Here is a 13,732-nt window from a genome sequence, read left to right on the forward strand (position 1 = left end):
ATTGAACTTGTGATGCATGCCGGGTTGCGTCGTGATTTTTTTGTAGATAATAAATCGACGCAACGAAAGCTGCCGAGAGTTTCATAGATAAAATGATCATCCCTCATTCCGGCTGGACCAAAAAATCCGCGCAAGCTGTTCATGATCTCCCGCTGATGGATCTGCTGTTCCGGGCGCAAACCGTCCATCGTGAGCATTTCGATCCCAACAAAATCCAGACCTCGAAACTGCTGTCGATCAAAACCGGAGGCTGCGCCGAGGATTGTGCCTATTGCTCGCAATCGGCCCGCAACGGCTCGACCCTGCCTGCCTCCAAACTGATCGAGGTGCAGCGTGTTCTGGCCGAGGCGAAGAAGGCCAAGGATGGCGGCGCGACGCGGTTCTGCATGGGGGCCGCCTGGCGCGAGCCCAAAGCGCGCGACATGGCGGCTCTGGTCGCGATGGTCGAAGGTGTCAAGGCCATGGGGATGGAGACCTGCATGACGCTGGGCATGCTGGACGACACACAGGTCGTGCAGCTGCGCGATGCAGGCCTTGACTACTACAACCACAATATCGACACGTCCGAGCGCTACTACTCCGAGGTCATCACAACCCGCACCTTCGCCGACCGGATCGATACGATGAACCGGGTGCAGGAAGCGGGGATCAAGGTGTGCTCCGGCGGCATTCTGGGCATGGGTGAGCATACGGGCGACCGTATCGACATGCTGTTGACGCTGGCCAACATGCAGCCTGCGCCGGATTCGGTTCCGATCAACATGTTGATGCCGCAGGCCGATACACCTCTGGCCGATGCCGAGCCGATCGATCCGATCGACTTTGTCCGCATCATCGCGACAGCGCGTATCCTGATGCCAACCTCTTACGTTCGTCTGTCCGCTGGCCGCAGTGAGATGAGCGATGAGATGCAGGCGATGTGTTTCTTCGCCGGTGCGAACTCGATCTTCGTGGGTGAAACGCTGCTGACGGCCGAAAACCCCGAAGAGGATACCGATATGGTCCTGTTTGCCAAACTTGGTCTGCAGGCCGAGAAAACCGGGGATCAGGCGAGCCGGGAAGCCGCTGAATGAAGGCTGTTGTTCGGCTCGAATCCATGCTCGACAACTTGCAGGCCCGGCATCGCCGCCGGGTCCTGACGCCTGCGTCGGGATTGGATTTCGCGTCGAATGATTATCTGGGCCTTGCCGGATCGCAGCTTCTGCAAGAGGCCGCGCAAGAGGCTGTGGCGCGCGGTGTTCCGGTTGGGTCTGGTGGTTCGCGTCTATTGCGCGGCAACCACGCCGAGCATGAAGCGTTGGAGGCCGAAGCCGCCGCGTTCTTTGAGGCCGAGGCCGCTTTGTTCATGGGCGGTGGTTTTCAGGCAAATCAGGCGATTTTCGCAACCCTTCCTGCGGCTGAGGATCTGGTCCTCTTTGATGCTTTGGTTCACGCCAGCGCGCATGAAGGCATGCGCTCTTGCCGGGCCGATCTGCGGTCGTTTCGGCACAATGATGTCGGTGACGCGCGTGAAAAGGCGCAGCAGTGGCGGACCGAGGGCGGCGCGGGCCAAATCTGGATCGCAGTTGAAAGCGTCTATTCGATGGAAGGGGATATTGCCCCTCTGACCGATCTGTTGGGTTTGGCGCGGGAACAGGACGCCGTTTTAGTCGTGGACGAAGCGCATGCGACCGGCGTGTTCGGACCTCAGGGGCGGGGGCTGGCACATGACTTAGACTGTCCTCTGTTGACGCTGCACACCTGCGGCAAAGGTTTGGGCGTGGCCGGAGGGTTAATCTGCGGCCCCAAGGTCATGATCGACACGCTGATCAACCGCGCACGCCCCTTCATCTTTGCCACCGCGCCGTCGCCTTTGAATGCCGCTTTGGTTCGTGCGGCCCTCGGGGCGCTGGCTACTCAGACAGGTATGGTTGAGGCGGCCCAGCAGCGCATTGGCCATGCTCATGATGCGGCGCGCGCCATTGGGATACCCAAGGCTGCGCTGAACAGTCAGATCATTCCGATCATTCTGGGCGACGATGCGCGTACGATGACGATGGCTCAGGGCTTGCAAACGCAAGGGTTCGACGTCAGGGGCATCCGCCCGCCAACCGTACCGCGCGGAACGTCGCGGTTGCGGATATCCATCACTGGCAATGTGGGTCACGCCGATATCTCGGCCTTGTTCAACGCTTTGGCCTCGCATCAATTGGAGGCCGCATGAGCGCGCTGATCATCACCGGAACCGACACCGGCGTCGGCAAGACTGTTTTCTCCGCCGGTCTGACCGCCGCCCTTGGAGCTACCTACTGGAAGCCGGTGCAATCCGGGCTTGAAGATGCGACCGACACAGACATCGTGCGCGATCTGTCCGGCGCCGAGGTTCTGCCCGAGGCCTACCGACTGAACATGCCCGCCTCGCCGCACCTGTCCGCCGAGGATATGGGGGTCGAGATCGACATTGCCCAACTGGCAATGCCGCGGGTCGATGGCCCGCTGGTCGTAGAGGGGGCAGGGGGGGTGATGGTTCCTCTGAACCGACAGGTGTTCTATCTGGACCTCTTCACGCAATGGAAAGCCCCGGTGGTTTTGGTTGCGCGCACGGCGCTTGGTACGATCAACCATACGGCTTTGTCCCTTATGGCCCTACGCAATGCGGGATGCGACGTCATCGGCGTTGCCTTCGTTGGCGACCCCGAACCAGAGGTCGAACAAACCATCGCGCAGATGTGCAAGACTCGGCATCTGGGGCGACTGCCCTATCTCTCTGATCTGAAACGTGAAAATCTGGCGGATGCGTTCCAGACCATCGACCTTGATGCGATCCGGAGGGCTCTATGACCCCGCTGGAATTCGACGCCCGCCACCTGTGGCACCCCTACACTCACGTGCTGGATCCCGGCCCGATGTATCTGATCACCGGATCCGAGGGCGTCTGGCTGACGCGTGAGGACGGCGGGCAGATGATCGACGCGATGTCATCTTGGTGGTGTACCGTTCACGGCCATCGCCACCCGGCCATTATCGAGGCGATGCAGGCCCAATTGGCGCAGCTGCCGCATGTCATGTTCGGAGGCCTGACCCACGCACCCGCCGTTGAGCTGGGCCGCAGGCTGATCGGAATGCTGCCCGATGGTTTGGATCGCCTCTTCTATAGCGACAGCGGCTCGGTCGCCATCGAAGTCGCGTTGAAAATGGCGGTGCAGTACCAGATCGCCAAAGGCCACGGCGCGCGATCAGAGTTCGCCACCATTCGGGGCGGCTATCACGGTGATACGTGGAAAGCGATGAGCGTGTGCGACCCGGTGAACGGGATGCACGGTCTGTTCAAGGGCTCTCTGTCCATCCAGCATTTCTTGCCACGCCCGGCCATTCGGTTCGATCAGGACTGGTCGGAGGATGCCTTCGAAAACGGGCTGAGGGCACTTGAACAGTTGCTGGACGAAAAAGGCGACAAGATAGCGGGGCTGATCCTGGAGCCTGTCGTGCAGGGTGCGGGAGGGATGTATTTCTACCACCCGAATTGGCTGAAGGGAGCGCGGGCGCTGTGTGACGCGCATGACGTGCTGCTGATTTTCGATGAAATCGCCACCGGGTTTGGCCGCAGCGGAGAACTGTTTGCCATGGATCACGCAGGCGTGGTGCCCGACATACTGTGCCTCGGCAAGGCCCTGACCGGAGGACACATTACACTGGCCGCCACCATCGCGACCGAGGCAGTTGCGCAGGGCATCGGCGAAAGCGAGGCCGGGGTGCTGATGCATGGCCCAACCTATATGGCCAACCCTCTGGCCTGCGCTGCAGGTGTTGCCAGTCTCGATCAATTGGTCCAACGCGTCTGGCGGGCGGAAGTCGCAGGGATTGCGCAACAGATGCAGGACGAACTCGCTCCGGCTCGCGAGTTGCCCGGTGTGGCGGATGTACGGGTTCTGGGCGCCATCGGCGTGATTGAGATGAAGGACCGTGTCGACCCTGCCGTGGCCCATGGCCTCGCCCCCAAAACCGGCGTCTGGTTGCGTCCGTTTGGCCACAATATCTATTGCATGCCGCCCTACATCATCTCGCCAGATGAACTAAGCCGCGTCACCGTCGCCATGGTCGATCTCGCCAGAGGTGCTGGATGAGGCATCAGTGGCTGGCACGCTCGAATAGCCCCGATCTGATACTCGTGTTTGGGGGATGGGCGTTGAGTCCGGCGCCGTTCTCCTGCCTCACAGGTGGGGAAAATGTGCTGTTCGTTGAGGGTTATACCCGACTGGATGACCCGCTGCCGGACTTGTCGCGGTTCGATCGCGTGGATTTGCTGGCCTTCTCTTTCGGCGTCGCCTCGGCCGCGCATTGGCTGAACCAAACGGGGATGCGCCCAGATCGCTTGGTTGCAGTCAGCGGCACGCTGAACCCTGCAAGTGCCGAGCATGGGATCGCGCCCGACATGATCCGCGCAACGGCGGATCAATTGTCTCAGACCAGCTTTGCCAAATTCTGCCGCCGCGCGGGCGTGAGCGGTGATGTCCCCGACTTGGATACCCCATCCGCTCGGGCCGAGTTACACGCGGTGATCGATCGTGGCCCAGCTGAAGATCCGGGTTTTGATCGTATTTGGATTCCCACCCGCGACCGCATTGTGCCAACAAAAGCGCAACAGGCCGCATGGGCCTCTAGCACTGATAGTATTCGAACTGTCGAAGGTCCTCATGTCCCGTTCCGCGCGGGGCAAAGCTGGGCGGAGTGGCTGGTATGACCGTGCAACTCTCGGACCGGGTTCAGCGTAGCTTCAGCCGTAGCTTTCAAAGCTATCACGACACGGCCTGCCAACAGGCTTGGGTGGCCGAGAAACTGGTGGAAGAGATGCGCCGACACGGCGCCCCGGCCAAGTTTGAACGCGGATTTGAACTGGGATGTGGAACCGGGCATTTCACGCGGCTTCTGCATCAGAACCACTGTTTCGGCAGCATCATCCTAAATGATATCGCCCCCGAAGCCCGCCAAACGGCTGATGAGCTAGGCGCGCAGTTCATCTGCGGCGATGCGCGGCGAGTGATCTGGCCTGAGAGAGCCGATCTTTTTGCCTCGGCGTCGATGATCCAGTGGATGGAAGATCCACAGGCGCTGTTGGAACGAGCGGCGGGGTCGCTTGCGCCGGGCGGCTGGTTGGTGATTTCGGGTTTTGGTTCTCACCAATACTGGGAACTCAGCCAAATCGGCACCTCGGCCCGTGCCCCCGGTTTGTGCGGCCCTGACCAGATGGCCGCCGCCGTTAGGGCGCATCTGGAGGTGCTTTCGACAGGCGAGGCCCTTCGTCCCTCGTACTTCCCCACGCCGCGACATATTCTGCGCCATCTGCGCAAGACCGGCGTCAACGGGCGCGCGCAGAGCGTCTGGACCAAATCCACACTCGCCCGGTTCGAGGCAGAGTACACAAGCCGGTTCCAGAGCAAAAACGGCGTCTCTCTCAGCTATCATCCCGTCTGGATCGTCGCGCGCAAGCCGTTGGTCTGAGGCCTCGCGGTTAGTACCTCGCGTCCGCCTTTTCAGCGTTTGCAGGCACTCAGGCGCAGATTGTGAAATCTCATACCGAAACGTCGCAATGATCTGTTGCGTTCGCGGCCACAGGTCGCCACGGTAGCATTTGAGATTTTGGCGTTGCTGTGGCCCGCCATCAGGAATTTGAAGAAGGGGGGCAGAATGACCGCGACACTTACATTCGAACATCTCAAAACACAGGTTTCAGCGGGTGAGGTAGACACCGTTCTGGTGTGCTTTGTCGACATGCAGGGCCGTCTGATGGGCAAGCGCTTTCACGCGGGTCATTTCGTTGCGGGCGCATGGGAAGAAACCCATTGCTGCAACTACTTGCTGGCTACTGATCTTGAGATGGGCACACCGGACGGCTACGCCTCGACCAGTTGGGAGCGGGGCTACGGCGACTATGTCATGAAGCCCGATCTTTCGACCCTGCGCCCGGTTCCGTGGCTTGAAGGTACTGTGATGGTGATGTGCGATATTCTCGACCATCACACGCATGAAGAGGTGCCGCATGCGCCACGGGCGATGTTGAAGGCGCAGGTCAACCGCTTGAAGGCCATGGGCTATGAGGCGATGTGTGCGACAGAGCTGGAGTTTTTCCTTTTCGAGAAAAGCTTTGACGAAATCCGCAAAAACGGCTTTCGCGATCTGGAGCCGATTTCCGGTTACAACGAGGACTATCATATCCTCCAGACCACCAAGGAAGAGCATGTGATGCGCCCGATCCGCAACCATTTGTGGGATGCGGGGATACCGGTTGAGAACTCGAAAGGTGAGGCCGAAACCGGGCAGGAAGAGCTGAACATCAAATACGCGCCTGCGATGGACACGGCCGAGTACCACTCGATCGCCAAGAATGCGGTGAAAGAGATCGCCTGGCAGCATGGTCATGCGGCAACGTTCCTGCCGAAATGGCATCACGACAAGGTCGGCAGTTCTAGCCATGTGCATCAATCCCTGTGGAAAGACGGCGCGCCTGCTTTTTTTGATGAAAATGATCCGCTTGGCATGTCGGATGTGATGAAGCGCTATTTGGCTGGCCTGCTGGAGTACGCCCCGGATTACACATATTTCATGGCCCCTTACATCAACAGTTACAAACGGTTCATGAAGGGCACCTTTGCGCCGACACGGATCATTTGGTCCGTAGACAACCGCACGGCTGGCTTCCGCCTGTGTGGAGATGGGACCAAGGCCATTCGGGTGGAATGCCGGATCCCCGGGTCGGACATGAACCCTTATTTGGTGATGGCTGGAATGCTGGCGGCGGGAATTGCCGGCATTGAAGAGGGATTGGAATTGCAACCTGCGGCAACCGGCGACGTTTACCAGGGCGATACGGGGATGATCCCCGGCAATCTTGGTGCGGCATTGGGTGCTTTGCGTGGTTCAGCCATGTTGCGGGCCGCAATGGGGGATGAGGTGGTGGATCACTACGCGCGGGCCGCTGAGGTGGAGATCGAAGAATTTGCGCGTGTGGTGACCGATTGGGAAGTTGCTCGTGGGTTTGAGCGCGCTTAGAGGGCAGGAGTGAGGGGCCAGCCCCTCACGCTCCCCGGGATATTTTTGGCCAGATGAAGCAGGGGATCCTGTTTTTTCGGAAAACGGAGTGACTATGGGGCAGATGTTGAAATGTGTCTCGCCGATTGATGGGTCGGTTTATGCGGAGCGGGAGGTGTTGTCTCGGGACGCGGCGTTTGAGGCGGCGGTTCGGGCGCGCGCGGCACAGGCTGGGTGGGCCGCGCGGTCTTTGCAAGAACGCATTGATCTTGTGATGGCCGGTGTCGCGGCGGTTGGTGCGATGAATGATGAGATCGTGCCGGAGCTTGCGCATATGATGGGTCGTCCCGTGCGCTATGGTGGTGAATTTGGTGGGTTCATTGAACGCGCCAGCCATATGGCGGAGATAGCCGAAAGCGCGCTCGCCGATATTGCGGTGGGCGAGGATGAGACGTTTCGGCGGTACATCAAGCGCGTACCGCATGGGGTGGTCTTTGTGGTGGCCCCTTGGAACTATCCCTATATGACGGCGATCAACACAGTGGCTCCGGCGCTGATCGCTGGGAATACCGTGATCCTGAAACATGCCACTCAGACGCTATTGGTGGGCGAGAGGATGGCGCACGCGTTCCACGCGGCTGGTCTGCCCGAGGATGTGTTTCAGAATGTCTTCCTCAGCCACGATGTGACCAATGATCTGATTGCCGGAAATGCGTTTGATTTCATGAACTTCACTGGCTCGGTCGGCGGCGGGCAGGCGATGGAACGTGCAGCCGCTGGCACCTTCACAGGCGTTGGAACCGAGCTTGGCGGTAAAGATCCGGGCTATGTTATGGAGGACGCCGATCTGGATGCCGCCGTGGATACTCTGATCGACGGGGCGATGTTCAACTCGGGTCAATGCTGCTGCGGGATTGAGCGGATCTATGTGCATAAAAGTCTTTTCGATGACTTCGTTTCGAAGGCGGTTGAGATCGTGAAGGGCTACAAGCTGGGCAATCCTCTGGACCCTGAGACGACGCTGGGCCCGATGGCCAATGTGCGTTTTGCCGATGAGGTGCGGGCGCAGATTTCGGAGGCGGTTGCCGCCGGTGCCGTGGCCCATATCGAGACATTCCCCGAGGATGACGGTGGTGCGTATCTGACGCCTCAGATCCTGACCAATGTCACCCATGATATGCGCGTGATGCGGGATGAGAGTTTTGGGCCGGTCGTGGGGATTATGAAAGTGTCCTCGGATGAAGAGGCCATCGCACTGATGAATGATAGCGAATTCGGCCTGACCGCCAGCCTGTGGACCCGTGACGTGGACCGGGCCGCGCGAGTCGGCGATCAGATCGAAACCGGCACTGTGTTCATGAACCGGGCTGACTATCTGGACCCGGGTCTGTGCTGGACTGGCTGCAAGAATACAGGGCGGGGTGGTGGCCTGTCGGTCATTGGGTATCACAACCTGACCCGTCCAAAATCCTACCATTTGAAGAAGGTAACATCATGAGCCTTGTTGGAAACTGGTCCTACCCGACCGCGATCAAATTCGGTGCTGGCCGCGTCAAGGAACTGCCCGAGGCGTGCGCGGCGGCAGGGATGAAGCGCCCTCTGCTGGTGACGGACAAGGGGTTGGCCGATTTGCCAATCACGACGGCGACGTTGGATATTCTTAAGGCCGCTGGTCTGGGCCGCGGTCTTTTCAGCGATGTGGACCCGAACCCGAATGAAAAGAACCTCGATGCAGGAGTCGCGGCCTACAATGCGGGCGGGCATGACGGGGTGATTGCCTTTGGTGGCGGCTCGGGGCTGGATCTGGGCAAGATGGTTGCCTTCATGGCGGGTCAAACGCGACCGGTTTGGGATTTTGAAGATATCGGCGATTGGTGGACCCGTGCGGATGCAGATGTCATCGCGCCGATCATCGCGGTGCCTACAACTGCCGGAACCGGGTCCGAGGTGGGGCGTGCCAGTGTCATCACTAATTCCGAAACCCATGCCAAGAAGATCATCTTTCACCCGAAGGTCCTGCCGACCGTGGTGATCTGCGACCCGGAACTGACCGTTGGCATGCCGAAATTCATCACCGCAGGTACCGGTCTTGACGCCTTTGCCCATTGTGTCGAGGCTTATTCCAGCCCGCATTACCACCCGATGAGCCAAGGCATCGCGCTTGAGGGGATGCGGTTGGTCAAGGACTATCTGCCGCGTGCTTATGCGGATGGCGCTGATCTTGAGGCGCGCGCGCAGATGATGAGCGCTGCTGCCATGGGGGCGACGGCGTTCCAAAAGGGGCTCGGCGCGATCCACGCCATGAGCCATCCGATTGGCGCAGTATTCAACACTCATCACGGCACGACCAACGCGGTTTGCATGCCCGCTGTGCTGGAATTCAACGCACCCGCCATTGCGGATCGGTTCCAACAGGCTGCCGCTTATCTGGGGATCAAGGGCGGCTTCGACGGATTCCAGAGCTTCGTGCAGGAGTTCAACGATGCGCTTGGGATCCCGTGTCAGTTGTCGGAACTGGGCGTGACCGAGGATCGGATTCCGGAACTGGTCGAAGGCGCGATAATTGACCCCTCATGCGGGGGCAATCCGATCGAGCTGACGAAAGAGAACCTGACGCAGCTGTTCCACGCCGCGCTTTAGGTGAGAGGCCCGGCGGGTGTCCTCGCTGGGCCTCTCAATTGCTACTCAGCCGCGATGGCGCTGATCTCGGCCCGCGCCATCGCGACCCATTCCAAATCTTTGGTGTAGCGCCAGGCCAGATCGCCGTTTTCATCCATGGCAATCAGGTGCAGCCAACGGTTGTCGAACAGCTCTTTCACGGTTTCGTTGCGTCTGAGGATGTCGTTCATCGCCTCCCGTGGGGCCTCAATGATGACGGACAGCCGCAGCGGATCGTGCTGGAACTGCCCTCCGTCATGTATGGATTGCCAAGGCAAGCCGGGGCGCAACGCGCCGCCATTGCCCTCAACCACGCCGATGCCGCCGACCACGTTGTGCAGCAGCTTGTTGCCGCCGCCGAACAGGCCAGGCGCGACGGTCGAGCCGTAATACTGCAGGCTGATCCAGCTGGCGACCACGACCGGAGCGGTCATGATCAGTTCCAGCACGCCAAAGCCTTCATCCGCGCGCCAGTCATAGCTGTGCAGGAAGGACTGACCCGCAAGACCCGTACCATCGGTCCGGGACCGCGGCGCGGCAATGAAGGCGCGACATCCGGCCAGCCCCCATTCGGGGCGCAACTCGGCCCAGTCGGTGGCGCGGCGGGCGATGTCATTGGCCCCTTTGGCACGCGGCAGACGCTCGGCGCGTTCAGACCGGGCCAGTTGTCCGGCCGAGGTCAGCCAGGTTTTCAACTGCGCGATTTGAGCGGTCCACTGACCCGTCGCCTGATCCTGATCGAACAGAGAGACTTTGTCGGTTGTGGTGTGGTGCATCGCCGCCAGAAACAGCGTGTCGGCCGGAATGTCGATCCCCTCGTCGCGCAGCCCTTCACGTACCGCATGATCGTTCAACAACCCGGCCAGAAGGCGGGCGCTGACGTCACCGGCATGACCGCCACATGCGCCACATTGCAGGGCGCTTTCATGGGGGTTGTTGGTCACATCTGCGCCATGACCGGCCAGCATCACGATGCGAGCGAAGTTGCTGGTCAGAGACATCGCCCCAAGGATGGCTTTGGCCGAGGCAACACGTGTCGGCAGGTCGATCCCGTCGTCAAGCTTCGGCGCAGGGTCGAACTTTGCGGCCCCGTAGCCCTTGCCCAGAGCGTCACGCAACAGTTTGCCCGCATAGACGGGACCCGTTGCCTCGACAAAGGCAAAAGACGAGACGGCGGCCAGTTTGAACCGGCCCCAGGCCCGTTTGGCCCGTGCGGTGTAGCGGCGGTTCAAGTCGGCCTGCGCGCCCTCGGCCGCGTGGGAGCATACGTTCGGGTTCAACAGGACCGGCCCCCGTATCTCGGTCACGTCTGACCCGGCTGCCTTGTGGGCGCTGGCGAGGCCGAAGAAGCCAGCAAAACCAATGGTTTCAATCCCGCTGTCCTGGGATTCTAGCGCGCGGCGGAAGACTTCGGAGCGGACGTCGATGCAAAAGGCCGCTTGCACCTCGGGGCGGCCTTCGACCTTGCGCGGCTGACCTGCGCTGAGGGTTTGCGCCAGCTTGCGTTGTTGCGCGCGCTCCGAGGCGTCCTGTAGCATCGCGTCGATCACCAGATCGCGGGTCGGGGTGATGGGGGCCTCATGCTGGGCAATGGTTTCAGCCCAGCGATCGGCAATCTGATCGTGGTAGAGGCCAAACAGAGCCTCTTCGAACACCATGCGAATGGCCAGCAGTTCGGTTGTGCTCGTATCCGTCTGCCCTTCCAATTCGGCCTGCCACAGCAGATATCGGGCATATTGCGCCCAACCGCCCAGTGTCATCAGCCAACGATGGAATGCCGTGCTGGCCGCCTCTGGGGTGACACCCAGTGCCTCAGAGGCGCGGCCAATCGCCCGCCATTGCGAGCGGTTGGTGCCAGCCACGAAGGCTCCGAACCCTTTCAGGCCGTGGATTTCCGGGGTCAGATCGCGTGAGGCGAACTCGCGCCACGCGCTATAGGCACCGCCTGTGCGGTTGGGTTGCCACAGGGCCTGACCCTGATCGAAATGGCTGGCGGCCCAGGCCCCGATCCGTTCGTCAATCAGACCGGGCCAGTCGATGCCGGAAACCTCGGCAGCCAGATCGGCAACCGTGGGCAGAGGGGACAGCTTCGCGGTCTCGGACCCGAGCGCGGCTTGCAGATCTTCAAAACTGGGCGTGTCAAAACGGCTTTCGACGCTGGCGAGGGCATCCCGCAGATCGACCTCAGAAATCTCTCCGCTTGCCAGCTTTTGCGCAAATGCAGCCCGGTCCGGCGTGATCCGGGTGCCCGCAACCCGTGCCAACCGGGCCGAGGTTACGGCCAGCGGCTCTTGCGTTTGTCCCAGAAACGGGTTCACCGCGACGTTGGAGGCAAGCGGGAATAACGGCGGGATTTGACGCACCGCGTCATTGGCCAGCGCGACCAGTTCCAGAAGGGCTGCGGGATAGCTTTCGTGCTTCATATACATTTTGAGAAACCCCTCTTACACGGTTTGGCGCTTGGACCATCCGTCCAGCAGCCGGTCAAAGATTGCGTTGGCATAGAGCCCGTTTGACAGATGCACCCGAATACCAGCCGCCGCCGGGTGTGAGGCCCATAGCGGGAAGGTCGATTGCGCCAGGGCGACCGCGCCAAAGCTGATCAGGGCGAGAATGATCAACGTCCACTCCAAAGGTCCGGGCGCAGGCGCTGCGGGCAGGGTGCCCTTGGTGAGATGCACTGCAATGATCTGCAGGACGAAATAGCTGATCGAAGTTACGCCAGCATAGACAACAGTGCGGCGGGTCAACGCGCCGGGTGCGGCATCAGCAAAGCCCTGCGCCAGCAGATAGGCGACGCCGAAGATCAGGATCACGCCAAGAGCAATCGCCTGAACGGATTTGCCGTCTACGCCGAAGGTCGTGGCGACGATGCCGTAGATCAGGATGCCGGTGGCAAAGGCCAGCAGCACGTTCCGCGCACTTGGCACAGCGACTGGGCCGGGCCGGCGAATTGCAGCAACGTTGCGCACGGCCTCGCCTGCGCTGAGAAACGCATGCGCCTTGTAGAGCGAATGCGCCACGATATGCAGCATTGCCAGCGGGAACAGGGCCAGCCCGCATTGCATGATCATGAAGGCCATCTGGGCAATGGTCGACCACGCCAGAGAGGTCTTCACCGCAGGTTGCGTCAGCATCACCAGACCGCCGAACAGCGCGGTGAACCCACCCAGCATAACAAGCAGCGCCATGATGCCCGGTGCTGCCAGCATCACGTCGGCAAAGCGGATCAGCAGGAAACCACCAGCGTTGATGACACCAGCATGCAGAAGGGCCGAGACTGGGGTCGGGGCCTCCATCACCTCGGTCAGCCAGCCGTGGATCGGGAACTGGGCCGAGGCCATGATGGCGGCCAGAGAGATCAGAAGGGCAGCGGCGATGGTCAGTCCGTAGGGTTCAGCCGAAGACAGGATTGAGGCAATGTCCGTGGTGCCATAGGTTGCGATCAACAGGACCACCGCGAGGGCCAGCGCGCCTTCACTGATACGTGCCACAACGGCCTTTTTCCGCGCCGCCCGCCGGGCGGTGGTCCGCTCGGGGTAGAACAGCAGCAGTTGGTGCAACAGCAGGCTGGTCGCAATCCACGCGGCCATCAATTGGATCAGGTTGCCCGACATCACAAGTAACAGAACCGAGGCGAGTGTTGCCGACATCCAGCCGGTAAACGCACCCTGATGGCCCTCGCCATCCATATAGGTGGCCGAGTAGCGTAGAACGATCCATCCGATGAAGCTGACCAGAACCACCATGATGGCGCTGACCGCATCAAGCCGCACGGAAAGGCCAACACCCCAGAACCCGATCAACCCCGAGGTGCCGGGGCCGTGAAGAACTAGCATCAGGGCCGACAGTGCGGCGCCTCCGAAAGCCGCCAATGCTGCCCATTCCGACAGTCTTGAGACGCGGTTTGGCCGCAGTCCCGGATTGCGGCTGGCATAGTAGGCCGATGCCAGCAAGATCAGCGGGCTAAGCAGGGGTAGAAACAGGTAGGTCATGATGCGCGTTCCTTGTGAGTCCAGCCTGTTTTGGCCGGTTGAGCAGGACATATTGCGCCTTCGTCAGTATGAAA

11 protein-coding genes are annotated in these 13,732 nt (G+C 60.7%); 9 read left to right on the forward strand and 2 right to left on the reverse strand.

The window, feature by feature from the left end; genetic code table 11:
• Nucleotides 1–92: 92 nt before the first annotated feature.
• The 9 genes from bioB (at nucleotide 93) to ACOERD_RS22555 (ending at nucleotide 9,645) form a co-directional block, all read left to right on the forward strand.
• A complete protein-coding gene (gene bioB / locus ACOERD_RS22515; RefSeq protein ID WP_419740530.1) occupies nucleotides 93–1,073 on the forward strand; it encodes a biotin synthase BioB in 981 nt (326 codons plus the stop codon).
• A complete protein-coding gene (locus tag ACOERD_RS22520) occupies nucleotides 1,070–2,203 on the forward strand; it encodes an 8-amino-7-oxononanoate synthase (RefSeq protein ID WP_419740531.1) in 1,134 nt (377 codons plus the stop codon). Before bioB ends, ACOERD_RS22520 begins: the two co-directional genes overlap by 4 nt.
• The gene (bioD, locus tag ACOERD_RS22525; protein WP_419740532.1) at nucleotides 2,200–2,820 is read left to right on the forward strand and encodes a dethiobiotin synthase; all 621 of its coding nucleotides are present in this window, start codon (nucleotides 2,200–2,202) and stop codon (nucleotides 2,818–2,820) included. The genes ACOERD_RS22520 and bioD overlap by 4 nt, the downstream gene beginning before the upstream one ends.
• On the forward strand, nucleotides 2,817–4,103 hold the full coding sequence (gene bioA / locus ACOERD_RS22530) for an adenosylmethionine--8-amino-7-oxononanoate transaminase (RefSeq protein ID WP_419740533.1): 1,287 nt from the start codon (nucleotides 2,817–2,819) through the stop codon (nucleotides 4,101–4,103). The genes bioD and bioA overlap by 4 nt, the downstream gene beginning before the upstream one ends.
• Complete coding sequence (locus ACOERD_RS22535; protein ID WP_419740534.1) at nucleotides 4,100–4,720, forward strand: pimeloyl-ACP methyl esterase BioG family protein; 621 nt, start codon at nucleotides 4,100–4,102, stop codon at nucleotides 4,718–4,720. Before bioA ends, ACOERD_RS22535 begins: the two co-directional genes overlap by 4 nt.
• Nucleotides 4,717–5,478 (forward strand): methyltransferase domain-containing protein, encoded by a 762-nt coding sequence (locus ACOERD_RS22540; protein WP_419740535.1) that lies wholly within the window; start codon nucleotides 4,717–4,719, stop codon nucleotides 5,476–5,478. Before ACOERD_RS22535 ends, ACOERD_RS22540 begins: the two co-directional genes overlap by 4 nt.
• 186 nt (nucleotides 5,479–5,664) lie before the next feature.
• Nucleotides 5,665–7,026, forward strand: a complete 1,362-nt coding sequence (locus ACOERD_RS22545) for a glutamine synthetase family protein (RefSeq protein ID WP_419740536.1) — start codon at nucleotides 5,665–5,667, stop codon at nucleotides 7,024–7,026.
• 94 nt (nucleotides 7,027–7,120) lie between these two features.
• Nucleotides 7,121–8,503, forward strand: a complete 1,383-nt coding sequence (locus ACOERD_RS22550) for an aldehyde dehydrogenase family protein (protein WP_419740537.1) — start codon at nucleotides 7,121–7,123, stop codon at nucleotides 8,501–8,503.
• Complete coding sequence (locus tag ACOERD_RS22555) at nucleotides 8,500–9,645, forward strand: iron-containing alcohol dehydrogenase (RefSeq protein WP_419740538.1); 1,146 nt, start codon at nucleotides 8,500–8,502, stop codon at nucleotides 9,643–9,645. Before ACOERD_RS22550 ends, ACOERD_RS22555 begins: the two co-directional genes overlap by 4 nt.
• A gap of 41 nt (nucleotides 9,646–9,686) precedes the next feature.
• On the opposite strand, the gene ACOERD_RS22560 is transcribed toward ACOERD_RS22555, so the two are convergent.
• Both ACOERD_RS22560 and ACOERD_RS22565 read right to left on the reverse strand, forming a co-directional pair.
• Nucleotides 9,687–12,092: a YbcC family protein gene (locus tag ACOERD_RS22560; protein ID WP_419740539.1), complete on the reverse strand. Its 2,406-nt coding sequence runs from the start codon at nucleotides 12,090–12,092 to the stop codon at nucleotides 9,687–9,689.
• Between the two features lie 15 nt (nucleotides 12,093–12,107).
• A complete protein-coding gene (locus tag ACOERD_RS22565; protein WP_419740540.1) occupies nucleotides 12,108–13,658 on the reverse strand; it encodes a proton-conducting transporter membrane subunit in 1,551 nt (516 codons plus the stop codon).
• Between the last annotated feature and the right edge of the window lie 74 nt (nucleotides 13,659–13,732).

The organism is Ruegeria sp., from assembly GCF_965199275.1.
Lineage (GTDB): Bacteria > Pseudomonadota > Alphaproteobacteria > Rhodobacterales > Rhodobacteraceae > Ruegeria.